22 protein-coding genes and 1 pseudogene are annotated in these 22,570 nt (G+C 73.2%); 12 read left to right on the forward strand and 11 right to left on the reverse strand.

Annotated features, from left to right (window positions below; all coding sequences use genetic code 11):
* A partial coding sequence (locus FNX44_RS07920) for a phosphatase PAP2 family protein (RefSeq protein WP_143647270.1) occupies positions 1–739 on the reverse strand: 739 nt, incomplete at its 3' end.
* A gap of 227 nt (positions 740–966) precedes the next feature.
* Positions 967–2,142, reverse strand: coding sequence for a glycosyltransferase family 39 protein (locus FNX44_RS07925; protein ID WP_323369129.1), 1,176 nt, complete (start codon positions 2,140–2,142; stop codon positions 967–969).
* Positions 2,143–2,338: 196 nt separating this feature from the next.
* On the opposite strand from FNX44_RS07925, the gene FNX44_RS07930 reads away from it, so the two are divergent.
* Together FNX44_RS07930 and FNX44_RS07935 are read left to right on the forward strand one after the other, a co-directional pair.
* Positions 2,339–3,994 (forward strand): MFS transporter, encoded by a 1,656-nt coding sequence (locus FNX44_RS07930; RefSeq protein WP_143647272.1) that lies wholly within the window; start codon positions 2,339–2,341, stop codon positions 3,992–3,994.
* A 115-nt stretch (positions 3,995–4,109) separates the two neighbouring features.
* A complete protein-coding gene (locus tag FNX44_RS07935; protein ID WP_143647273.1) occupies positions 4,110–5,288 on the forward strand; it encodes an acyl-CoA dehydrogenase family protein in 1,179 nt (392 codons plus the stop codon).
* A 50-nt stretch (positions 5,289–5,338) separates the two neighbouring features.
* On the opposite strand, the gene FNX44_RS07940 is transcribed toward FNX44_RS07935, so the two are convergent.
* On the reverse strand, positions 5,339–5,785 hold the full coding sequence (locus FNX44_RS07940) for a cell division protein SepF (RefSeq protein ID WP_143647274.1): 447 nt from the start codon (positions 5,783–5,785) through the stop codon (positions 5,339–5,341).
* A 332-nt stretch (positions 5,786–6,117) separates the two neighbouring features.
* Between FNX44_RS07940 and FNX44_RS07945 the strand changes: the two genes are divergently transcribed.
* From FNX44_RS07945 to FNX44_RS07955, 3 genes are all read left to right on the forward strand, one after another.
* The gene (locus FNX44_RS07945) at positions 6,118–7,266 is read left to right on the forward strand and encodes a DUF5685 family protein (protein WP_173019130.1); all 1,149 of its coding nucleotides are present in this window, start codon (positions 6,118–6,120) and stop codon (positions 7,264–7,266) included.
* Between the two features lie 129 nt (positions 7,267–7,395).
* On the forward strand, positions 7,396–8,187 hold the full coding sequence (locus FNX44_RS07950) for a DUF1684 domain-containing protein (RefSeq protein ID WP_143647275.1): 792 nt from the start codon (positions 7,396–7,398) through the stop codon (positions 8,185–8,187).
* Positions 8,188–8,306: 119 nt separating this feature from the next.
* The gene (locus FNX44_RS07955) at positions 8,307–9,248 is read left to right on the forward strand and encodes a slipin family protein (RefSeq protein WP_143647276.1); all 942 of its coding nucleotides are present in this window, start codon (positions 8,307–8,309) and stop codon (positions 9,246–9,248) included.
* A gap of 97 nt (positions 9,249–9,345) precedes the next feature.
* Here the strand turns inward: FNX44_RS07955 and FNX44_RS07960 are convergent, their stop codons facing one another.
* Positions 9,346–10,383 (reverse strand): aspartate-semialdehyde dehydrogenase, encoded by a 1,038-nt coding sequence (locus tag FNX44_RS07960; protein ID WP_143647277.1) that lies wholly within the window; start codon positions 10,381–10,383, stop codon positions 9,346–9,348.
* Positions 10,384–10,584: 201 nt separating this feature from the next.
* Positions 10,585–11,658 (reverse strand): lytic polysaccharide monooxygenase auxiliary activity family 9 protein, encoded by a 1,074-nt coding sequence (locus tag FNX44_RS07965; protein WP_143647278.1) that lies wholly within the window; start codon positions 11,656–11,658, stop codon positions 10,585–10,587.
* A 321-nt stretch (positions 11,659–11,979) separates the two neighbouring features.
* On the opposite strand from FNX44_RS07965, the pseudogene FNX44_RS07970 reads away from it, so the two are divergent.
* Positions 11,980–12,486, forward strand: a pseudogene (locus tag FNX44_RS07970) (NUDIX hydrolase); the annotation flags it as partial.
* Between the two features lie 30 nt (positions 12,487–12,516).
* Here the strand turns inward: FNX44_RS07970 and FNX44_RS07975 are convergent.
* A complete protein-coding gene (locus FNX44_RS07975) occupies positions 12,517–13,284 on the reverse strand; it encodes a dioxygenase family protein (RefSeq protein ID WP_143647290.1) in 768 nt (255 codons plus the stop codon).
* Positions 13,285–13,333: 49 nt separating this feature from the next.
* Positions 13,334–13,888: a DoxX family protein gene (locus tag FNX44_RS07980; protein ID WP_143647279.1), complete on the reverse strand. Its 555-nt coding sequence runs from the start codon at positions 13,886–13,888 to the stop codon at positions 13,334–13,336.
* A gap of 109 nt (positions 13,889–13,997) precedes the next feature.
* Here FNX44_RS07980 and FNX44_RS07985 point away from each other — a divergent pair, with 109 nt between their 5' ends.
* The 3 genes from FNX44_RS07985 to ddaH all read left to right on the forward strand — a co-directional run bounded on the left by FNX44_RS07985 (position 13,998) and on the right by ddaH (position 15,835).
* Positions 13,998–14,450, forward strand: a complete 453-nt coding sequence (locus tag FNX44_RS07985; RefSeq protein WP_143647280.1) for a MarR family winged helix-turn-helix transcriptional regulator — start codon at positions 13,998–14,000, stop codon at positions 14,448–14,450.
* Between the two features lie 135 nt (positions 14,451–14,585).
* Positions 14,586–15,005: a GntR family transcriptional regulator gene (locus tag FNX44_RS07990; protein WP_143647281.1), complete on the forward strand. Its 420-nt coding sequence runs from the start codon at positions 14,586–14,588 to the stop codon at positions 15,003–15,005.
* Positions 15,002–15,835, forward strand: coding sequence for a dimethylargininase (ddaH, locus tag FNX44_RS07995; protein ID WP_143647282.1), 834 nt, complete (start codon positions 15,002–15,004; stop codon positions 15,833–15,835). Before FNX44_RS07990 ends, ddaH begins: the two co-directional genes overlap by 4 nt.
* On the opposite strand, the gene ybiA is transcribed toward ddaH, so the two are convergent.
* Both ybiA and FNX44_RS08005 read right to left on the reverse strand, forming a co-directional pair.
* A complete protein-coding gene (gene ybiA / locus FNX44_RS08000) occupies positions 15,759–16,349 on the reverse strand; it encodes a riboflavin biosynthesis intermediates N-glycosidase (protein WP_143647283.1) in 591 nt (196 codons plus the stop codon). The two genes, ddaH and ybiA, sit on opposite strands and share 77 nt — an antisense overlap.
* Positions 16,346–17,458, reverse strand: a complete 1,113-nt coding sequence (locus FNX44_RS08005; RefSeq protein WP_143647284.1) for a DUF5925 domain-containing protein — start codon at positions 17,456–17,458, stop codon at positions 16,346–16,348. The genes ybiA and FNX44_RS08005 overlap by 4 nt, the downstream gene beginning before the upstream one ends.
* A gap of 393 nt (positions 17,459–17,851) precedes the next feature.
* Here FNX44_RS08005 and FNX44_RS08010 point away from each other — a divergent pair, with 393 nt between their 5' ends.
* Entirely contained in the window at positions 17,852–18,145 is a 294-nt protein-coding gene (locus tag FNX44_RS08010; RefSeq protein ID WP_143647285.1) for a hypothetical protein, read from the forward strand.
* A gap of 91 nt (positions 18,146–18,236) precedes the next feature.
* On the opposite strand, the gene FNX44_RS08015 is transcribed toward FNX44_RS08010, so the two are convergent.
* Positions 18,237–18,995 carry a GntR family transcriptional regulator gene (locus tag FNX44_RS08015; RefSeq protein WP_143647286.1) on the reverse strand — a complete coding sequence of 253 codons (759 nt, stop codon included), beginning with the start codon at positions 18,993–18,995 and terminating at the stop codon, positions 18,237–18,239.
* Between the two features lie 21 nt (positions 18,996–19,016).
* Positions 19,017–20,345 (reverse strand): homogentisate 1,2-dioxygenase, encoded by a 1,329-nt coding sequence (gene hmgA, locus FNX44_RS08020; protein ID WP_143647287.1) that lies wholly within the window; start codon positions 20,343–20,345, stop codon positions 19,017–19,019.
* Positions 20,346–20,510: 165 nt separating this feature from the next.
* On the opposite strand from hmgA, the gene FNX44_RS08025 reads away from it, so the two are divergent.
* Positions 20,511–21,929, forward strand: a complete 1,419-nt coding sequence (locus FNX44_RS08025) for an aldehyde dehydrogenase family protein (protein ID WP_143647288.1) — start codon at positions 20,511–20,513, stop codon at positions 21,927–21,929.
* 67 nt (positions 21,930–21,996) lie between these two features.
* The coding region (locus FNX44_RS08030) for an alcohol dehydrogenase catalytic domain-containing protein (protein WP_153507006.1) at positions 21,997–22,570 on the forward strand (574 nt) is incomplete at its 3' end.

Below are 22,570 nucleotides of genomic sequence, written 5' to 3' on the forward strand. Positions count from 1 at the left end.
CCCGCACCCCGTTCCGCAGCCGACCCCAGTAGACCTCTATGTGCTCCTGCACTCTGGCGAGCAGCGGCTCGCACCACGGCAGGGCCAGCAGGATCAGCAGACCGGCCGCCCAGCCGAGCAGCACGTCGCTCACCCAGTGCGTACCGAGGTAGACCGTCGTGGTGCCGACGCCCAGTGCGAAGAAGGCGGCGACGACGGACAGCCAGCGGCGGGCGAGCTTGCTGGTGGCGAGGTAGGCGAGGACACCCCAGGTCACGACCGCGTTGGCGGTGTGACCCGAGGGGAATATGTCCCCCGTCAGCCACATCTCGTTGCTGCCCATGACGTTCGCGTAGTGCGGCCCTTCCCGGCCCATGCCGAGCTTCGCGGCGCCCACGGTGACGTTGAGCAGCAGCAGCGACGCGCCCAGTACCAGCAGCGGGCGCAGCGTCCGCTGCCGCCACGAGCGCCAGCCGAGCCAGGCGGCCACCATCACCGCCGTCGGCCCCCGTTGGCCCAGGACGACGAAGTAGTCCAGGAACGCGTGCAGCTCCGGCCACTGCTTGTACGGCCGGAACAGCATCGCCTGCCAGTCCAGCCGCACCAGGAACGAGGTGTTCAGCACGGCCGCCACGATCGCCGCGTAGAGCCCGATCGTCGCCAGGAACAGCGACGTGCGTGTGCGGGTCATCGCCGGAGGCGGGGTGGTCGGCCGCGCGGGCTCCTGTTCCAGGCGGGCGAAGATTCGGTCGGTACGCACCCAATCGACATTACAGGCGGTGACCGACGACTATGGCCGGGGCCTGGGGTTCGTAATCCCCATGTGATGTGGAATCCGTCGCCATCGCACCCGTCGGGCCTGCGTATTTACAGGAGAACGGGTCGATTCGATTTTGCTTCCAAGGATTATCGGCCTCGCTCGCACGGCCATTTCCCGAGCTTTGCCGTGTAGTCCATCGGAGCTTAGGGCCTGTCCGGCCCGCACCCTCACGGAGGCCCGGAACCGAGCAGCCACACCGCCCCGTAGCCGGCCGCCACGACGGTCAGCCCGGCCGTCACCGCGACCGCCGTGCGGGTGCGGGCACCGGCCAGCGCCACCGCGGGCGGCAGCAGCAGCGGGAACGCCGGCAGCAGCAGCCGGGGCTTCGAGCCGAAGTAGCCCTTGGCGCACAGCGCCAGCAGTACCACCGTGCCCGCGTACACCAGCAGCGGCAGCGGCTGACGGGCCCGTACGCACAGCACCAGGCCGCCGACCACCAGCGCCACCCCGAGCAGCAGCGCCACCCCGGCCAGCGGCCCGGGCCATGGCCCGGTCAGGTACCCGCCGATGAAGCCGGCGAACGCCAGGCCGCCGTCGAAGCCGTTTCCCCACTCCGCCTGCACGTCGAGATAGCCCGTCCAGCTTCCCCGCCGCATCGCCACCCACACCACGTAGCCGAACCAGCCGAGGGGGGCCAGCGCCAGGCCCGCCACCACCCGGGGCGACAGCCTCCTGGCCCGGTACAGCCGGGCGGCGGCGGTGATCCACAGCGCGGCCACCACCGCGGCGCCCACCGGCCGGGTCAGCCCGGCCAGCGCCGCCAGCGAACCGGCCCACACCCACCGCTCGGTGAGCACCGCGTACAGCGACCAGGCGGCCAGCGCGGTGAACAGCGACTCGCTGTACGCCATGGACTGGACGATCCCGACCGGCATCGCCGCCCACAGCACGGCGAGCAGCACCCCCGCGCGCCGCCCGTGCAGATGCTCGCCGATCGCGAACAGCCCCCAGGCCGCCGCCAGCGAGGCGAGCGCCGAGACGAGCACCCCGGCCGCCGCCGCGTCCCACGGGCCGACCGCCGACAGCAGCCGTTCCAGCCACGGAAGCAACGGGAAGAAGGCCAGGTCGGGATGGGTGGTGCCGTCCGCGAGTCGGGTGGTGTGGCCGTAGCCGTCCGCGGCGATACGGGCGTACCACAGCGAGTCCCAGCGGGCGGAGAGCAACTGGTAGGCGTCCCGGTCGGCGGCGGCCGACCAGACGAAGAGGGTGAGGAGCACCACGGCGCGCACTCCCGCGTACGCCAGCAGCGCGGGCGCCGCCCGGCGCAGCGCACTGGAGTGCAAAGGGGCGGATCGCCCCGCGAAGAGTCCCCCCACCCGTGGCGGTGCGGTCGTTTTGGTCACGGACTTGATTATCGGGCAGCCGTGCGACCGTCCCGACCGGCCGGTAGCGCGCTCGGCGTGACCTGCGGCACTCGACCCGGGCGCTTCCTCGCGTACTCTGTCCGAGCACCCGCCGTTTTCCGCCGACCCAGTCGGCCGCCGCCCGGTGGCCGGGGAGAACCACAAGGTCCCGCGGGTGGCGCAAGGAGGTGCGTACATGCCACGGCTGCCCGTTCAGCAGACCCACACGAGGGCGGACGGCACCGCAGCGAGTACGCAGACCGACTTGCGGGGAGCCACGCGCCGGTCACCGGCCAGCCGCTGGACCGTGCTGGTCGTGCTGTGCGCGAGCCTGCTGCTGGTGGCGGTCGACGCCACCGTCCTGCACGTGGCCGTACCGGCCGTCTCCGCCGACCTGCGCCCCGGCCCGGTCGAACTCCTGTGGATCGTCGACGCCTACCCGCTGGTCTGCGCCTCCCTGCTGATCCTCTTCGGCACCCTCGGCGACCGGATAGGCCGCCGGCGGGTACTGCTGCTGGGCTACGCCGTCTTCGGGCTGGCCTCGGCGCTGGCCGTACTCGCCACCGGCCCCCTCGTACTGATCGTCGCCCGGGCGCTGCTCGGCGTCGGCGGCGCCATGATCATGCCCGCCACGCTGTCGATCCTCCGCCAGGTCTTCCCCGACCGCCGGGAGCGGGCGTTGGCCATCGGCGTGTGGAGCGCCGTGGCCGCCGTCGGCGCCGCGCTCGGTCCGCTGGTGGGCGGCGCACTGCTGCAGCACTTCTGGTGGGGCTCGGTCTTCCTCATCAACATCCCGTTGATGCTGCTGAGCATCCCCGTCGGCCGCATGCTGCTGCCGGAGTCCACCGGCGACCGCGAGGGCCCGTGGGACGCGGTCGGCGCACTGCTCGCGGCGACCGGACTCTTCGCCCTGATCCTGGGCGTGAAACGAGCCGGCGGCGGACAGGTCCTGGACCCCGGCACCCTGCTCGTGGCCGCCCTCGGCGCCGGACTGCTTGCGTTCTTCTGCTACCGGCAGCGACGGCTCCCGCACCCGCTCATCGACTTCTCCGCCTTCGCCCGCCCCGCGTTCGGCACGGCGGTGGGCTGCATCGTGCTGACGGTGCTCGCCCTGGTCGGACTCGCGCTGCTCGCCGCGCAGTACCTCCAGCTGGTGCTCGGCCTCTCCCCACTGGAGACCGGCCTGCGGCTGCTGCCGCTGTCCGTGGCGGCCATCGCCGCCGGACTGCTCGGACCCCGGCTGCTCCAGGCACTCGGCCCGCGCACCATGGTCACTCTCGGCTTCCTCGCCACCGCGCTCGCGGTGGTCACCCTCACCGGCGTCGGCGAGAGCGACCGGCCCGCCCTGCTGATGGGCGGCTTCGTGCTGCTCGGCTTCGGGCTGGAGACGACACTGTTCGGCTGCTACGAGTCGATGCTCTCCGACGCCCCGCCGCAGCAGGCCGGCGGCGCCGCCGCCATCGGCGAGACGGCGTACCAACTCGGCGCCGGCCTGGGCATCGCCGTGCTCGGCAGTGTGATGAACGCCGCCTACGCCTCCTCGTTCGCCGACCGACCCGTGCCGGCCGCCGCCGGCGGTGCCGGAGGCGGTTCACTGAGCGAGGCGTACGCCGCCGCCGGCGAGTTGGGCGGCCGGGCCGGCGAACTGCTCCGGGAGAGCGCGCAACTGGCGTTTGTGCACGGTATGCGCGTCACCCTCGTGGTCAGCGCGCTGCTGCTGCTGTGCGGTGCCGCCGCGGCGCTGCGGCTGCCCAGGTCCGCCAAGACGGTCCAGCGGCTGCCCGAGCAGCCGGGCAAGCCCGTCGTGCAGGGCAGCGGGCAGCTCTTGCCCAGCCGTGCTACCCAGCCGTAGGTTCGTGCCCGCCGCATCCGTGCGGCTCACCGCTCCGACGTCCCGCACGCCGGTCCGGTGACCGCCCTCTCCCGTCCTCTCCCGTCCTCTTCCCGTCCGTCGGAGGTCGCGTTCCATGTCCAGCACCCCGTTCGACCCGATCGATCCGCTCGGCCTCGACGACCTGCTCGAGCCGGAGGACCTCGCGGTGCGCGACGCGGTCCGGGCCTGGGCGCGCGACCGGGTCCTGCCGCACGTCGCCGAGTGGTACGAGCGCGGAGAACTGCCGGTCATCCGCGAACTGGCCAAGGAACTGGGGGCGCTGGGGGCGCTCGGCATGCCGCTGGAGGGCTACGGCTGCGCCGGTGCCTCGGCGGTGCAGTACGGCCTCGCCTGCCTGGAACTGGAGGCGGCGGACTCCGGCATCCGCTCCCTGGTCTCCGTGCAGGGCTCCCTGGCCATGTACGCCATCCACCGCTTCGGCACCGAGGAGCAGAAGCAGCGCTGGCTGCCGTCGATGGCGGCCGGTGAACTGATCGGCTGCTTCGGCCTGACCGAACCCGACGTGGGCTCCGACCCGGCCGCGATGCGCACCCACGCCCGGCGCGACGGCGACGACTGGGTGCTCAGCGGCCGCAAGATGTGGATCACCAACGGCTCGGTCGCCGGGGTCGCCGTCGTCTGGGCGCGCACAGAGGACGGCGTGGCCGGCTTTGTCGTGCCCACCGACAGCCCCGGATTCTCCGCGCCCGAGATCCGGCACAAGTGGTCCCTGCGCGCCTCGGTGACCAGCGAACTGGTCATGGACGACGTACGGTTGCCCGCGGACGCGCTGCTGCCCGGCGCGCGCGGCCTGCGCGCCCCGCTGAGCTGCCTCAACCACGCCAGGTACGGCATCGTGTGGGGCGCGATGGGCGCGGCGCGCGCCAGCTTCGAGGCGGCGCTGGAGTACGCGCGCACCCGCGAGCAGTTCGGCCGACCCATCGGCGGCTTCCAGCTCACCCAGGCCAAGCTCGCCGACATGGCCCTCGAACTCCACAAGGGCCTCCTGCTCGCCCACCACCTCGGCCGGCGGATGGACGCCGGCCGGCTCCGCCCGGAGCAGGTCAGCTTCGGCAAGCTGAACAACGTACGGGAGGCGATCGAGATCTGCCGTACCGCGCGGACCGTGCTGGGCGCCAACGGCATCTCGCTGGAGTACCCGGTGATGCGGCACGCCACGAACCTGGAGTCCGTCCTCACCTACGAGGGTACGGTGGAGATGCACCAACTGGTGCTCGGTAAGGCGCTGACCGGCCTGGACGCCTTCCGCTGAGAGACGCCTTCCGCTGAGGGGCGCCTCCCCGGGCGGGGCGCCGGGCCGGGTCAGCTCTGGTTGAAGAAGCCGTCCTCGCCGACGCGTCGCTCCTGGCCGCTGACGACCTGGTAGTCGGCCGGGGTGAGCAGGAAGACGCGGTTGGCGACGCGCTCGATGGAACCGCGCAGCCCGAAGGTCAGCCCGGCGGCGAAGTCGATGACCCGCTTGGCGTCGCCGGGCTCCATCGCCGTCAGGTTCACGATCACCGGCACCCCGTCACGGAAGAGTTCGCCGATACCGCGTGCGTCCCGGAAGCCGTCGGGCGTCACGGTCGCGATCCGGGTGCCCTGGTCCTGGGCGGTCTCCGCGGTCGCCCGGATACGTGGATCGGTCGTCCACGTGTCACGGGCGGCGTCGCCGGGCTCCGGCCCCTCGGCGTAGTCGTCGTCGTAGTAGCGCATCTCGCTGTCGTCGACGAGGCCAAGCCAGGCACTCGCCTTGCGCACCGATCCCATGACGCCTCCTCTCGCATGCGGTCTGTGCTGTCCGCTTCACCATCGTCCTTCATGAGACGGATGATGCGCCAAGCGGATATGCGTCTCGGCGGGTATTCGTGACAGTTCTGGTGCACACCGAAGCCGCCGGGAGCAGGGCTCTTGCGGTATACGGATGCTGACGGAGTGAAAGATCCCCGGCTCCCGCCGCAAGGGTGAGGGCCGGGCCGAACGGGTGAGTGTCCTCGCTAGCATGAGGCGTTTGCCGGGGCGGGGCAAGAGCCACGTGTGACGGGGGGCACAGTCGGGTGTTCGGGATACTCAGACCTTGCAGGCACAGTCTCGGCGCGGAGATGAGCGGGAGCTGGCTGGCTCATCTGTGCGGACTGTGCCTGGCGCTGCGGGCCGACCACGGCCAGTTCGCCAGAGTGGCGACCAACTACGACGGGCTGGTCATATCGGTCCTGACGGAGGCTCAGGCCACCGACGCGGAGCAGGGGCGGCGCCGGGCGGGGCCGTGTCCGCTGCGGGGGATGCGTACCGCCACGGTCGCCAGAGGCGAGGGCGCCAGGCTCGCCGCGACCGTCTCCCTGGTGCTGGCCTCCGCCAAACTGCGGGACCACGTCGCCGACGGCGACGGCATGCTGGCCCGCCGCCCGGCGGCGGTCGCGGCCACCCGCATCGCCGACGGCTGGGACCGTGGCGGCACGCGCTCCGGTGCCCGACTCGGCTTCGACACCGGGCCGCTGCTCGCGGCGATCGGCCGACAGCAGGAAATCGAGCGGGCCGCCGGCCCGGGCACCCCGCTGCTGCGCATCACCGAGCCGACCGAGACGGCCACCTCCGCCGCCTTCGCGCACACCGCGCGCCTTGCCGGCCGCCCGGCCAACGCCGTACCGCTGGCCGAGGCCGGCCGGCTCTTCGGCCGACTCGCCCATCTGCTGGACGCCGTCGAGGACAGGGCGGCCGACGACGCCGCCGGCGCCTGGAACCCGCTCACCGCCACCGGTACCGATCTCGACGAGGCCCGCAGGCTGTGCGACGACGCGGTGCACGGGGTACGGCTCGCGCTGCGGGAGGCGGAGTTCACCGATGCGTTGCTGGTGCACCTGCTGCTCGTGCACGAGCTGCGCCGAGCGGTGGACCGTGCCTTCCGCACCACGGCGGCGTGCGGGCACACCACCCCCGCCGCCGACTCCTCGCCGTATCCGAGGTCTCCCTACATCACCGAACCGCCGGGCGGGTACCCGCCGCCCGAGCCGCCGCGTCGCCGAGGCCTGCTGGCCGGCTGCCTCCTGTGGTCGGGTCTGTGCTGCACGGGACAGCTGTGCTGCCGCCAGGAGTACGGGGACCCGTGGACCGGCGAACCGCGGGAGGGCCTGTGCTACCGGCACGGGGACTGCTGCTGCGACTGCTGTGACGGCTGCAACTGCTGCACGGACTGCGGCTGCTGTGACGGCTGCGGGTGCTGCGACTGCTGCGGGTGCGGCTGCGAGTGCTGAGTGGGCGGCACACGTCGTGGTGGCGGGCCCGCCCCGGCACACGCCGCCGGGGCGCCCCGGCGAGGTACCGCCCGTCCGCCCTGCGTCGGCTCAGCGGCGCACGGGCCCCGATATGGCACCTTGATTCCCATGACTACTGATGCAGCGTCAGCACAGCAGTGGCAGGAGTGGCACCAGCAGCGGCTGGACGCGGTCCGCGCGCCCTACGGGCCGCTCTCGGTCACCGGCACGTACTGGATCGCCGAGGCCACCGCCGACGGGGCGCTGGAGGGCGTGCCGGGCCGGTGGCACCAGACCGCCGACGCGGTGGTCCTGCGGGCCGACATCATGGACGGGCTGATGCTGGACGGCGAACCGCTGGTCGGCGAGGCCGAGCTGGCGCCGGGCCCGCAGACGACCGTGCGGGTGCAGCACGGCGAGCGGCGCCTGGAACTGCTGCGGCGGGAGGGCCAGTGGGCGGTGCGGGTGCACGACCCGAGCGCGCCCGCCCGACGGGTGTTCACCGGCATCCGCACCACGCCCTACGACCCGCACTGGTCACTGGTCGGCCACTTCCGGCCCTATCAGGCGCGGCGCGAGGTGCGGGTGGAGAACGCCGACGGCCGCGAGCGGACGCTGGAACTCGGCGGCGAGGTGGTGTTCACCGCGCCCGACGCCCGCGAGCACACCCTGGCGGTCTCGGTGGTGGGCAGCGGCGCGCTGTGGGCGGTGTTCGCGGACGGCACCAGTGGGGAGAGCAGCTACCGCTTCCGTTTCCTGCGCACCGGTGCGCCCGGCCCGGACGGCTCGGTGCGGGTGGACTTCAACCGGGCGACCCTGCCGCCGAGCGCGTTCGCGGACGGCTTCCTCTGCCCGTTCCCGCCGCCGGGCAACACCCTGGACACGCCCGTGCCGGTCGGGGAGCGCGACGTCGCACGGTGAGCGGCCACCGGCCACGGGCCACCGGCCGCCGGGGGTCTCGCCCGTTGTCCCGGCGCGGAGATACCGTGGAGGTAAGGGCATATCCCCACATGCCGGACTCCTGACCCCTGGAGGCCGTGATGGTCTTCGAACTGGTGGCCGCGGGCCTGGCCGGCGCCGCCGTCTACCTGATGGCGGCGGCGCGGGTGATCAAACAGTACGAGCGCGGCCTGGTCTTCCGACTCGGCCGGCTGCAGCAGCGGGCGCGGACTCCCGGGCTGACGCTGATCGTGCCGATGGTGGACCGGCTGCGCAAGGTGAACATGCAGATCGTGACGCTGCCCATCCCCGGACAGGAGGGCATCACGAGAGACAACGTCACCGTCCGGGTGGACGCCGTCGTGTACTTCCGCGTCGTGGCACCGGCGGACGCGATCGTGCGGGTCGAGGACTACCGCTTCGCGGTCTCGCAGATGGCCCAGACCTCGCTGCGGTCGATCATCGGCAAGAGCGAGCTGGACGACCTGCTCTCGGACCGCGAGAAGCTGAACCAGGGCCTGGCCGTCATGATCGACAGTCCGGCCGTGGAGTGGGGCGTCAACGTGGACCGGGTAGAGATCAAGGACGTCTCGCTGCCCGAGACCATGAAGCGTTCGATGGCGCGCCAGGCGGAGGCGGACCGGGAGCGGCGGGCCCGGGTGATCAACGCCGACGCCGAGCTCCAGGCGTCCCGCAAGCTCTCCCAGGCGGCCAAGGAGATGGCCGAGACGCCCTCGGCGCTGCAACTGCGGCTGCTCCAGACCGTGATGGCCGTCGCCGCGGAGAAGAACTCCACGCTGGTGCTGCCGATACCGGTGGAGCTGCTGCGGTTCCTGGAGCGCTCGGCGGAGGCCGCCGTCCCGGAGGGCCGCCACCCGCACGCGACCGACGAAGCGCCACCGGCCGAGCCGGCGACGGATGTGCCACCGGTCGAGCAGGTGACGGAAACCCCGCCGGTCGAGCAGGCGACGGAAGTGCCGCCGGTGGAGCCGGTGACCGACCTGCCGTCGGTCGAGGCGGGGGAGCGGGCCGAGCTGCCCTGACCGCGAGCGCGCCCGACACGACTCGGCCCCCCGACACGACTCGGCCCCCGGAATCCGCCGCTGCGGTCCGGGGGCCGAGGTATGGGTGCGAGAGGGGTCAGCGAGCCGCGCGCAGCTCGTCGGCCACCAGCTCGGCGATCTGCACGGCGTTCAGCGCCGCGCCCTTGCGCAGGTTGTCGTTCGAGACGAACAGCGCCAGACCGTGCTCGACGGTCTCGTCCCGGCGGATCCGGCCCACGAAGCTCGGGTCCTGCCCGGCCGCCTGCTGCGGGGTCGGGATCTCCGACAGCTCGACGCCCGGTGCGGCGGCCAGCAGTTCCTGGGCGCGCTCGGGGCTGATCGGGCGCTCGAAGCGCGCGTTGATCTGGAGGGAGTGACCGCTGAAGACCGGTACCCGCACGCAGGTGCCGGACACCTTCAGCTCGGGGATGCCGAGGATCTTGCGGCTCTCGTTGCGGAGCTTCTGCTCCTCGTCGGTCTCCGCCAGGCCGTCGTCCACGATGGCACCGGCGAGCGGGAGCACGTTGAACGCGATGGGCCGGCGGTAGTTCTCGGGCGCCGGGAAGTCGACGGCGCCGCCGTCGAAGGTGAGGCGGGTCGCGTCCGATTCCACCGCCTTGCGGACCTGTCCGTCCAGCTCGGCCACACCGGCCAGACCGCTGCCGGACACCGCCTGGTAGGTGGCGACGACGAGGGCGGCCAGTCCGGCCTCCTCGTGCAGCGGGCGCAGCACCGGCATGGCGGCCATGGTGGTGCAGTTCGGGTTGGCGATGATTCCCTTGGGGCGGTCGGCGGCGGCCTGCGGGTTCACCTCGGAGACGACCAGCGGGACCTGCGGGTCGAGCCGCCAGGCGGAGGAGTTGTCGATGACCACGGCGCCGTCACCGGCCACCTTCTCGGCCAGCGCGCGCGAGGTGGCGCCGCCCGCCGAGAACAGCACGATGTCCAGACCGGAGTAGTCGGCCGCGGCCGCGTCCTCGACGACGACCTCGCCGTCCTTCCAGGGCAGCGTCCGCCCGGCCGAACGAGCCGAGGCGAACAGCCGCAGCTCCTCCACCGGGAAGTCCCGCTCGGCCAGGATGTCGCGCATAACGGCGCCGACCTGGCCGGTGGCTCCGACGATGCCGATCCTCATGGGGCTCCTTCAGTAGTGCGTATGTCCCGCTCAGCACCTACCCTGCCTTGCCGGAACCCGCTACGGCCAGTTCTTTGAGATGCGTCACACGCCGCGGGTCCGGATGTCCGGACGGTGGCCTGAGCCGACCGGACACCCGGACCTGACGACGCGGACCGTCGTCCCCCTGGGGGAGGGGACGACGGTCCTGGCACCACCACCTCAGCCGCGGTGGCGGGCCGTCCTGCGGCGGCGCGTGGTGGCGACGGTCAGCGCGGCGCCGGCGATCAGCACCGCGGCGCCGCCCGCGGCGATCGCCGTGGTGTTGTCGTCACCGCCCGTGGCGGCCAGATCCGGGGAGTCCTTGCCGCCCATCGGCTCGGTGTCGCGCTTCGGCGCCGGCTTTTCGCCGCCCTCGCCGCTCTCGTCGCTCTCGGAGCCGCCGTGGCTCTTGTGGCCCTCGTGCTCCTTGTCGGTGTCGCCGCCGTGGCCGTCGTGCGAGACGGTCGACTTCTCCCGGCCGGACTCGATCTGCTCGTCGGTCGGCGCGGCGGGCAGGCTCGCCGACGGCTGCGGGGCGGGCTGCCGCTCCCCGTCCTCACCGCCGGCGTCGGCGTCCGTGCCGCCGCCGGGGCGGGTGCCGGGCTTCGCGGCCTGTCCGTCGCCGCCGAAGACGACGTCCGAGCAGGTGTAGAACGCCTCGGGGCTGTCCGAGCGCTGCCAGATGCTGTAGACGAGGTGGCGGCCGGACTTCCCCGGAACAGTGCCGTTGAAGACGTAGTCGCCGTCCCGCAGCGTCGGGTCGGTGACCTCCGCGAACGGCTTGTCCTCCAGGTCGGCCCAGGTCAGCGGCTTGGTCGGGTCGTAGCCGTCCTTGGTGAGGTACAGCGCGATGGATCCCGCGTGCGGGGCGGTCGCCTTGTAGCGGAAGGTGTGCTCGCCGGCGGTGAGCGGGCTGGCGGGCCAGTCCGCCCGGGGCAGGTCGAGGCCCTTGTACTTGTCCCGGCCGGCCGAGCAGAGCTTGCCGTCGGGGATGATCTCGCGGTGGCGTCCGGCGGCGTCGCCGATGTTCACCTCGTTCCAGTCGTAGAACGCCTGGGTGCCGCTGGCGGCGATCGCGGCCTTGCACGCCGCCGTCTCCGGGCTCTCCGGCCCCTCCGCGTAGCAGGCGGCGACCCGGCTGACGGGGTCGGTCATCGAACCGTGGGCCGCTGCCGGCGTGGCGGTCAGACCGGTGAGGGCCAGCGGCGCGACGCCCAGCGTGATCGCTGCGGCTACCGTGCGGCGAGCGGTCATGGGGGGACTCCTTCGAACGAACGTGAGCGACGCGTCGCCCTGGGGGCGCGTCGAGGGTGTACGTCGGCTGGGTCGCCCACCCGCCGCCAGCCGTCGGGCGGGTCGGGACGAGTGGCACGCTAGCCCGGCGAGAGGCGCTTTTCCTCCGGTGGAGGGCTTCCGGAGCGATCTTTATGGCGCGCTTAAGGAAGGTCTGAAGGGGCGTTAAGAGCGGCGTCGCGCGGGCGGGGTCGGGGCCTGCCGCACGGCGGTGTGCGCGTCGCGGGGCCGGCATCACTGGCATGATCGCCGGTCATGGAGCACAGTACGGGCGGTACCGCACGCCACACCGAGGTGATCGACGTCCATCTCCTGCTGCGGCGGGGCGACACACTGCTCCTGGCACGTCGGCACAACACCGGCTACGCGGACGGCCTGCTGCACGCGCCCTCGGGGCACGTGGAGGACGGCGAGGACGTGCGCCAGGCGGTGATCCGGGAGGCCGCGGAGGAGATCGGGCTCGTGCTGCGCCCGGCGGATCTGCGGGTGGCGCTGGTGATGCAGCACCGGGGCCCGGCCGGTGCGCCGCGGGTGGGCTGGTTCTTCGAGGCCTGGCTGGACGCGGACCGCGAGCCGGTCAACGCCGAGCCGGACAAGTGCTCGGAGCTCGCCTGGTACCCGCTGGACGCGCTGCCCGCCGGGCCGGGGCAGCTGGTCGCCTACTGCAGGGCGGGCATCGAGGCGTATCTGGCCGGCGAGCGCTTTGTCCTGCACTGGCACGAGCCGGGCGACCCGGTCGACCACGATCCCTCGCTGCCCGACCGGGCCGTCCCGCTGCCCACCACCTGAGCGCGGCGGACCGACCGTGCGGCGCCCGGCTCAGCCGAACTGGACGGAGCGCTTCGCGAGTCCGGCCCAGAAGCCGTCGATGACCGAGCGTGCGGACGCCAGGTCCGACTCCCCGGCACCGAGCGAGACGAACAGCGGGGCGAAGTGCTCGGTGCGTGGGTGGGCGAGCCGGCCGGCCGGTGCCCGGTGGCCGAAGTCCAGCAGCGCGTCCACGTCGGCGGATTCCAGGGCACGGCGGCCCCAGTCGTCGAACTCCCGGGACCAGCCGGGAGCCTCGTCGGGTCCGGCGTCCCAGCGCAGCCCGGCGAGGTTGTGGGTGAAGAAGCCGCTGCCGACGATCAGCACGCCCTCGTCGCGCAGCGGCGCCAGCCGGCGCCCGAGCGTCAGCAGCTCCGCCGGGTCCAGGGTGGGCAGCGACAGTTGGAGGACGGGCACGTCCGCCGCCGGGTACATCTCGGCGAGCGGTACGTAGGCGCCGTGGTCCAGCCCTCGGGCCGGGTCCTGGTGGACCGGGCGGCCCGGGGTGTCGAGCAGCGCCCGGACGCGGTCGGCGAGCCAGGGCGCGCCGGGCGCCGGGTAGCGGACCCGGTAGTAGCGCTCGGCGAAACCGCCGAAGTCGTACACCAGCGGCACGGTCTCGGTGGCGCCGAGGGTGGCCGGCGCCGACTCCCAGTGCGCGGAGGCCATCAGCACGGCCCGGGGCCGGGGCAGCGCCGCCGACCAGGCGGCCAGCTGCCCCGGCCACACCGGGTCGTCGGCCAGCGGCGGCGCCCCGTGGCCGAGGTAGAGCACCGGCATGCGCTCCGGCGCGGCGGCGGTGTGCGCGGCGGCGGTGTTCACGACGGCCTCAGCCGCGGATCAGCAGGATCACGCCGGCCACGACCGCGCCCAGCACCACGGCGCCGAAGCCGTGCCGCAGCCGGTGCTCGCGCAGCACCGGCAGGGCGCGGTCGAGCGCGAGCCGGCCCGGGCCGGTCAGGGTCAGCCCGGCGGCGAGTGCGACGAGGACCAGCTCGTACTCCACACCCTGGGGGCCGAAGAATCCGCCGCCCCACTTGACGGCGAGCGCGTTGAGCATCGTGCCGAACACGGCGGCGCCGGCCAGCGGGGTGAGCACGCCCAGGGCGAGGGCGAGGCCGCCGAAGGTCTCGGTGAGCGCGGCGACCAGCGCCATCGTGCCGGCCGCCGGGTAGCCCACCGAGTCGAAGAACGCCTCGGTGCCGGCCAGGCCGCCGCCGTCGAACCAGCCGAAGAGCTTCTGGGCGCCGTGCGCGGCCATCACCAGCCCGAGCGCCAGCCGCAGCACGAGCAGGCCGACGTCGTAGGCGTGCGGGGAGGACTGGCCGGGCGTGCGGTCCTGGCCGCCGGTGGACCGTGTGGGGCGGAAGTCGGTGCTGGTCATGAGGGTCTCCCGGGGTGAGGGGTGGGCGTGGTCGGCTGATGTTCAAATTCGAACCCGACCCACCGTAGTTCATCCTTCAAATTTGAACAACACCGCTAGAATGGGCCTCATGACACAGACACGTTGGCTCGACGAGCGGGAGAAGGCCGCCTGGCGCGGCTTCCTGGAGGCGAGTCACCGAGTGGAGCGCCGGCTCGAACAGCAGCTCAAGGAGGAGTCCGGACTCTCCCACCCGCAGTACGAGGTGCTGGTGCTGCTCGCCGACGCGCCCGGCCGGGAACTGCGCATGACGGAGCTGGCGCACGCCCTGATCACCTCCAAGAGCGGCCTCACCTACCAGGTCGGCCAGTTGGAGAAGCGCGGTTACGTGCGCCGCCGGTCCTGTCCGACCGACGTGCGCGGCATCTTCGCCCAGCTCACCGACGAGGGGTACGAGGCGCTGCGGGAGGCCGCCCCCGGCCATGTGGCGGCGGTACGCGAGGCGCTGATCGACGTCCTGGAACCGGACGAACTCACCGTGGTGGCCGAGGCGCTGAGCCGGGTCGGCCACCGGCTGCGCTGAGCCTCGGAGGCTGTCCGCCGGGGCCCGGGCGCCGCGCCGAGCGCGACCGTGCCGTGAGGGCCTATCGTGCGGAGGACCGGCCGCACGCACGACCGGCCGCGTCTCCGATCGTCCGACCGCCCGCAGGAGTGCCCCTTGTCCCTGAGGATCGCCATCGACCCGGCCGCGCCCGCCGCGCCCTACGAGCAGCTGCGCGAGCAGATCTCGGCGCAGGCCCGGTCGGGCGCACTGCCGACCGGCTACCGGCTGCCCACGGTGCGCGGCCTCGCCCAGGAGCTGGGCCTGGCCGCCAACACCGTCGCCAAGGCCTACCGGGTGCTGGAGGCCGACGGGGTCGTGGAGACCAGGGGGCGCGGCGGCACCTTTGTCGCCGCCGCCGGTTCCGCCGCCGACCGCGAGGCGGCGTCGGCCGCGCAGGAGTACGCCCGGCGGGTCCACCGCCTCGGTCTTGACCGCCAGGCGGCGCTCAACGCCGCCGCCGACGCCGTACGCGCCGTCTACGGCGAGTCGACCGACCACACCAGCCACCGCGACGCGGCCGGAGGACAGAAGTGAACAACACCCGCCCCCTCGGCGCCGGCCGCCTCGCGCTGGTGCGACGCCCCGCGCCCGGACTCGCCGACGGCCTCCTCACCCACCTCGCCCGCACTCCCGTCGACACCGCGGCGGCGCTGCGGCAGTGGGAGGAGTACGTCGCGGCCCTGCGGGAGCACGGCTGGCGGACGATCGAGGTCGAACCGGCCGACGAGTGCCCGGACTCCGTCTTCGTCGAGGACACCGTGGTGGTCTACCGCAGCGCCGCGCTGATCACCCGGCCCGGTGCGGACAGCCGCCTGCCGGAGACCGCCGGCACCGAGCGGGCCGTCACCAGACTCGGCTGCCTGGTCGGCCGGATCACCGCCCCGGGCACGCTGGACGGCGGCGACGTGCTGAAGATCGGCGACACGATCTACGTCGGCCGCGGCGGCCGCACCAACGCCGAGGGCGTGCGGCAGCTGCGGGCCGCCTTCGAACCGCTCGGTGCCCGGGTGGTCGCCGTGCCGGTCGGCAGCGTGCTGCATCTGAAGTCGGCGGTCACCGCGCTGCCGGACGGCACGGTCATCGGCCACCCTCCGCTGGTGGACGCGCCCGGTCTGTTCCCCCGCTTCCTGCCGGTGCCCGAGGAGGCCGGGGCGCACGTGGTGCTGCTCGGCGACGACCGGCTGCTGATCTCCTCGGCCGCGCCGCGCAGCGCCGAACTGCTCGCCTCGCTGGGCTACCGTCCGGTGCCGGTGGACATCGGCGAGTTCGAGAAGCTGGAGGGCTGCGTCACCTGTCTGTCGGTGCGGCTGCGGGACCTGCCTCCCGCGCCGGCCGATCCGCTCGGCGGCCGGTCGGCCGGCTGACCTGCTCGGCGGCCAGCCGGGAGCGGGCCACCATCAGCGCCTCGCCGAGCAGGTTCAGGCCCAGCCAGCGCGCCGGGTCCGCGGCCCGCTCGTCGTCCGCGGCCAGCCCGATGCCCCAGACCCGGTCCAGCGGGCTGGCCTCGACCAGCACCCGGCACCCGGTGCCCAGCAGGAAGGCGCGCAGGTCCCGGTGTTGGCCGAACTTGTGCACGCTGCCCTCGACGACGACCTCGAAGCGGTGCTCGGCCCAGCGCTCCTCGGTGAATCCGCGCACCCGCCGGCCGGCGGCCTTGGCCGCTCCCGGCGAGGCGGCCGACAGGACGGCGGCGAACGCCTCCCGGTCGTCGAACAACTCGGCCTTGCGGGCCATCATCCAGTGCTCGGCCGTGGCGTAGCGGACGCCTTCGACGGTGAAGGGGCTGGGCCACCACTGACTGAGGCAGCCCGGCCCCACGCCTCCGCCCGCCGGGGGTCTGTGTCCCCAGAAGTAGAGGTACTTGGTGCGTTCGCTCACAGGTACATGCCCTCTTCCGGCCCGCTCTGCGCGGGCAGCATCGGTCCCGTCCCGCCGCCGCGCAGCGCGAACAGCTCGGCCAGCGTGGCGCCGTCCCGCCCCACGCCCCGCTCGGCGCCCAGCCAGTCGACCGCCTCGGGCCGGGTGAGCCGGCCCACCTCGACACGCGCCAGGCAGCGCCCGGGGCGGACGACCGCCGGGTGCAGCCGTTCCAGGTCCTCGTTGGTGGTGATGCCGACCAGGACGTTCCGGCCCTGGCCGAGCAGCCCGTCGGTCAGGTTGAGCAGCCGGGACAGCGCCTGCCCGGCCGCGTGCTTGGCCTCTCCCCGGATCAACTCGTCGCAGTCCTCCAGGACGAGCAGCCGCCAGCGACCGCCCTCGTCCTCGGGGCCGTCCTCGCCGACCGCCAACCCCATCAGGTAGCTGACGTCGTTGAACAGCCGCTCGGGATCGAGCACGCAGTCCACCTGGCACCACTCGCGCCAGGAGCGGGCGAGGGTGCGCAGCAGGGACGTCTTGCCGGTGCCGGGCGGGCCGTGCAGCAGGAGCAGCCGTCCGCTGATGTCCTGGGGGGTGACCTTCATCAGGTCGTCCACCGCCTCGGCCACCGGCGCGGAGTAGTTCCGCCGCACCTCGGGCCAGGCGTCGGCGGAGATCGTGCGGGTCGTGCGGTAGGGGCCGCGCATCGGGGAGGCGTACCAGAAGCCCATGCTGACCTGCTCCGGCTGCGCCTCCTCGGGCTCCGACTCGGCGCCCTCGACAGCCAGTTCGAGCTGGCGGCGGGCCAGCTCCTCGCTGACCGCGCAGACGCTCACGTCGGTGTTCTGCTGCCACTTGGAGACCAGTACCGTCCAGCCGTCGCCCTCGGCGAGGGTCGCCTCGCGGTTCGCCGCGTGCGCCTTGGCGACGATCCTGGCCCCCGGCGGGAGCATCGTCTTCCCCTTCCTGGGGCGTTCCACGTTGTGGGTGCGTGCGTAGGGCTGGACACCGGAGGCGAACCGGGAGATGAACATCCCGTCCAGGACGTCGGAGGGGGAGTCGCCGTCGTCCAGGCTCAGCCTCAGCGGCAGGGCGGACGAGGGGGCGGCCGGGTCGCGGTCGACAAACATGCCCCCATCGTCAGCCACCGCCTGGCCGCTCGCACACCCTTTTTGCCTCTTCGTCTTCCTCCGGCGCGGTACTTGACGCGGCGGACGGGCGTTCGGGCGTTCGAGCGGTCGGTCGGCGCTGCCGTCTTCGTCACACCCGTGTCACCCGAAGGGATGGGTGTGACACGCCGACCGATCACCCGATGGAGCGTGCTCCCCGGCCTGTCGGCGGACGTCCGCGCTGGTCGGAGCCGTTCCGGCGGGTGCGGAGCGCCGTCGTGCACGGGGGTGCGGGAATGCGAACGGCCTTGTGGGGGAATGGCTTTACCGTGGGCCGGGATACCCGCGTGCCGCCGCCGGGGGATAGGGTTAGCCTGCCCGGGCCGGGTGCCATCGTATGGGTGGGGAGTCTCAATGGAGCAGATAACAATGCCGAACAGGCCACGTGTGCCTGCGATCAACTGCGGTACGACCGCAGTGAGTTCGCGCCTGGACCGGCATCTCAGCGTGCTGGGCGGCCCCGCCGCGCCCGCGGGGGAGGCGGCCGAGGCCACCACGCTGATGCGTGAGCTGACCACCCGCGACCACGGCCGTACCCACCGCAACCGAGGTGCCCGGGTCTCGCTGTTCGCGCCGCTGCGCCGACTGCGTCGCTCGCTCTTCGGCGGCGGCGTCACCCGCTCCAAGGGGCAGGGCGGCCGCGGCTGACCCGGCCCCGGCCAGCCGTACACCCGCCCGTCGCGAAGACACCCGCCCGTACCGCGCCGGTCCGGCGCCGCGAGCGCCGTACCGCGCCGGGTCAGTCGTCCGCGCTGACGTTCTCCACGGTCACCGAGAAGGAGAAACGGTCCCCCCGGTAGCGGATGCGCGCCACGTCCACCACGGCACCCGTCTCGTCGTAGGTGACCCCGGTGTAGTGCAGGATCGGGCTCAGCAGGGGCACCTCGAGCAGTCGGGCCGTCTCCGGGTCGGCCAGCCGGGCCTCGACGGTGTCGGTGATCCGGCTGATGCGCACGCCCACCTCGTCGCGCAGCAGCTTGGTCATCGGCATCCGGGTCAGTACCGCCGGATCGACGCGGGCGGCGACGGCGACCGGGATCAGGTTCTCCGCCCAGTTCGTCGGCTCACCGCTGGTGCGGTCGCGGCGTAGCCGCCGGTAGCCGACGACCTCGCGGGTGCCGAAGTACTCCGCCAGCTCGGCGGGTACCGGCGCCGGGCCGTGGTCGAGCAGCGTGGTGTCCTCGCCGGACTGCTGGGCCACGATCGCGTCGACGGAGCCGAGCAGCCGGACGGTCCGCTCCCGTCGGGCCTCCGCCTCGATGAAGGTTCCCCGCCGGCGGTGCCGGCTGATCAGGCCCTCCGACTCGAGTTCCTTGAGCGCCTGCCGCATGGTCAGCACGCTGACGCCGTAGTGCTCGGCCAGCGCCTCCTCGGTGGGCAGCCGCAGCGGGGCGTCCGGGGACCTGCCCAGGATGGACGCCCGCAGCGACTGCGACACCTGGTACCACAGCGGCAGCTTGCGGTTGAGCGAGAGTGAGTCAGGGGCGAAGACGGACAAGGAACCTCCCGGCCACTCATACTACGAGCGGAAGTGTCGTTCCAGTCCCCGCCAGACGTCGTCGTAGCCGTGCTGGAGGTGGTCGGCGGCACCGGCCTGCTCGGTGCAGACCACCGGCCAGCGGGTCTCGAACATGAAGGCGAGCCCGTCCTCCACCTTCTGCGGGACGAGCTCGGCGGCGCTCGCCCGGTCGAACGTCTCCCGGTCGGGGCCGTGCGCGGACATCATGTTGTGCAGCGAGCCGCCGCCGGGGACGAAGCCCTCCGCCTTGGCGTCGTAGGCGCCCTCGACGAGGCCCATGTACTCGCTCATCACGTTGCGGTGGAAGTACGGCGGCCGGAAGGTGTCCTCGCCGACGAGCCAGCGCGGCGCGAAGACGACGAAGTCGACGTTGGCCAGCCCCGGGGTGTCGGTGGGGGAGGTCAGTACGGTGAAGATCGACGGGTCCGGGTGGTCGTAGCTGATCGACCCGATGACGTTGAAGCGGCGCAGGTCGTAGACGTACGGCGTCAGGTTCCCGTGCCAGGCCACCACGTCCAGCGGGGAGTGCGGGTAGTGCGCCGCCCAGAGGTTGCCGCAGTACTTGTTGACCACCTCCACCTCGCTTCTGTCCTCCTCGAAGGCCGCCGTCGGGGCGAGGAAGTCGCGCGGGTTGGCGAGGCCGTTGGCGCCGATCGGGCCGAGGTCGGGCAGCACGAAGGGGGCGCCGTAGTTCTCGCAGACGTAGCCGCGCGCGGTGTCGGCCAGCAGCTCCACCCTGAAGCGCACCCCGCGCGGGACGAGCGCGACCTGGGCCGGTTCGACGGCCAGCCGGCCGAACTCGGTGTGCAACAGCAGACCGCCCCTCTCGGGGACGATGAGCAGTTCGCCGTCGGCGTCGGAGAAGACCCGGTCGGTCATCGAGGCGTTGGCGTGGTAGAGGTGCACGGCCATGCCGGAGCGCTGGAGCGGGTCGCCGTTGCCGCCGACCGTCCACAGCGAGGAGAGGAAGTCGGTGCCGGCGGGCGGCTCGGGGAGCGGGTTCCAGCGCATCCGGTTGGGGTCGGGCGCGGCGGTGAACGGGCCGGACCGCAGGGCGCCGTTGTCCACCCGGTGGAAGGCCGGGTGCGCGGCCGAGGGCCGGACGCGGTACAGCCAGGACCGGCGGTTGTGCGCCCTGGGCTGCGTGAAGGCCGTGCCGCTGAGCTGCTCGGCGTACAGCCCCAGCGGAGCGCGCTGGGGGGAGTTGCGGCCGACCGGGAGCGCGCCCGTGACCGCCTCGCTGCTGTGCTCGTTGCCGAAGCCGGAGGAGTACTCCAGCTCCCGGGCCAGCTCCCGGGCCTTCTTGCGCGCCTGCTCGCCGTCGCTCATCGTCTCGCCGCTCCCACCGTGCTCGACCGGATTCCTATGTAAGACCATAGGAATAAGCGGGGTGCCGGGCAAGCCCCCGTACGGGTGACCGTGTGCCCGGCCTGTGTGCGAGTGGCCGGCGGGAGGGGGCTGACAGCCGGTAACTAGCGGCGCTAGTTTGTCTGCATGCAGGCACACGACGCGATGTTCATCGACGGGACCTGGCGGTCACCGCTGGGCACCTCCGCCATCGAGATCCGCGACCCCGCCCACGAAGGTGTGATCGGAGAGGTGCCGGCCGGTGTCGCCGCGGACGTGGACGCCGCCGTCGCGGCCGCCCGCGCCGCCCTGCCCGGCTGGGCGGCCACCCCGCCCGCAAGGCGGGCCGAACACCTCATCGCCCTGCGCGACGCACTGGCCGCGCGCCGGGAGGAGATCGCCGACACGGTCACCTCGGAACTCGGCGCGCCGCTGCCGTTCGCCAGGGCCGTGCACGCCGACCTCCCGATCACCGTGACCGGTACCTACGCCGAACTCGCCGCCACCCACCCGTTCGAGGAGCGCGTCGGCAACTCCCGCGTCTTCCACGACCCGATCGGCGTCGTCGGCGCCATCACCCCGTGGAACTACCCGCTCCACCAGGTCGTCGCCAAGGCCGCGCCCGCGCTGGCCGCCGGCTGCACGATGGTCCTCAAACCCGCCGAGGACACCCCGCTGGTCGCCCAACTGTTCGCCGAGGCGGTGGCCACCGCAGGTCTCCCGCCCGGGGTGTTCAACCTCGTCACCGGTCTGGGCCCGGTGGCCGGCGAGGCACTGGCCGGCCACCGGGACGTCGACCTGGTCTCCTTCACCGGCTCCACCGCCGTCGGTGCCCGGATCGGCGCCGCCGCCGGAGGGGCGGTCAAGCCCGTCGCGCTGGAACTCGGCGGCAAGTCCGCGAACGTCGTACTGCCCGGCGCCGACCTGGCGCGCGCGGTGAAGGCGGGCGTCGCGAACGTCATGGCCAACTCCGGCCAGACGTGCAGCGCCTGGACACGGCTGCTGGTCCCCGAGAGCCGGTACGAGGAGGCGGTCGAGTTGGCGGTCGCCGCCGTCGCCCGGCACCCCGTCGGCGACCCGCGCGCCGACGGCACCCGGGTGGGCCCGCTGGTGAGCGCCGCGCAGCGGGAGCGGGTCACCGGCTACCTGGAGAAGGGCCTCACCGAGGGCGCCCGCGCGGCGTGCGGCGGACCGGGCGTCCCGGCTGGCCTCACCCGCGGCTACTACGTGCGGCCCACGGTGCTCGCCGACGTCACCCCGGAGATGACGGTCGCCCAGGAGGAGATCTTCGGTCCCGTGCTGACCGTGCTGGGCTTCCGGGACACCGAGGACGCGCTGCGTGTCGCGGACGGCACCGACTACGGGCTGGCCGGCGCGGTCTGGGCGGCCGACGAGGCCGAGGCCGTCGCCTTCGCCCGCCGGCTGCGGACCGGGCAGGTGGACGTCAACGGCGGCCGCTTCAACCCGCTCGCACCCTTCGGCGGTCACAAACGCTCAGGTGTGGGACGCGAGTTGGGCCGTCACGGCCTGGCCGAGTACCTGCACACCCAGTCCCTCCAGCTCTGAGGCGCCTCCCCTCCGGTCGCTCAGCGAACATTCCCCCCGAAGTTCCCCTCCGGAAGGCCACCGTCTGATGGATACCGTCCGCGCCGCAGTGCTGCCCGCCGTGGGAGCGCCGCTGGAAGTCACCCACATCCGCCTGCCACGGCCCGGCCCCGGTCAGGTCCGCGTGCGGTTGGCCGCCGCCGGCGTCTGCCACTCCGACCTCTCCCTCACCAACGGCACGCTGCGCCAGCCGGTCCCCGCGGTGCTCGGCCACGAGGGCTCGGGCACGGTCCTGTCCGTCGGCGAGGGGGTGGAGACGGTGGCGCCGGGGGAGCGGGTCGTCCTCAACTGGGCCCCGGCCTGCGGCGCCTGCCACCACTGTGTGGAACTGGCCGAGCCCTGGCTGTGCCTCCACGCCGGCGCCGCCACGACCGTGCCGTATGCCGAGAGCGCGCGGGGCGCGCAGCTCTACCCGGGGCTGAGCGTCGCCGCCTTCGCGGAGGAGACGGTGGTCCCGGCGAGCGCCGTACTGCCGCTGCCGGACGGTGTGCCGCTCGTCGACGCCGCCCTGCTCGGCTGTGCGGTCCTCACCGGCCACGGCGCGGTCAACCGGACCGCGCTGGTCCGGGCGGGGGAGTCGGTGGCGGTGTTCGGGCTGGGCG

Source organism: Streptomyces alkaliterrae (genome assembly GCF_007097205.2).
GTDB classification, from domain to species: domain Bacteria; phylum Actinomycetota; class Actinomycetes; order Streptomycetales; family Streptomycetaceae; genus Streptomyces; species Streptomyces alkaliterrae.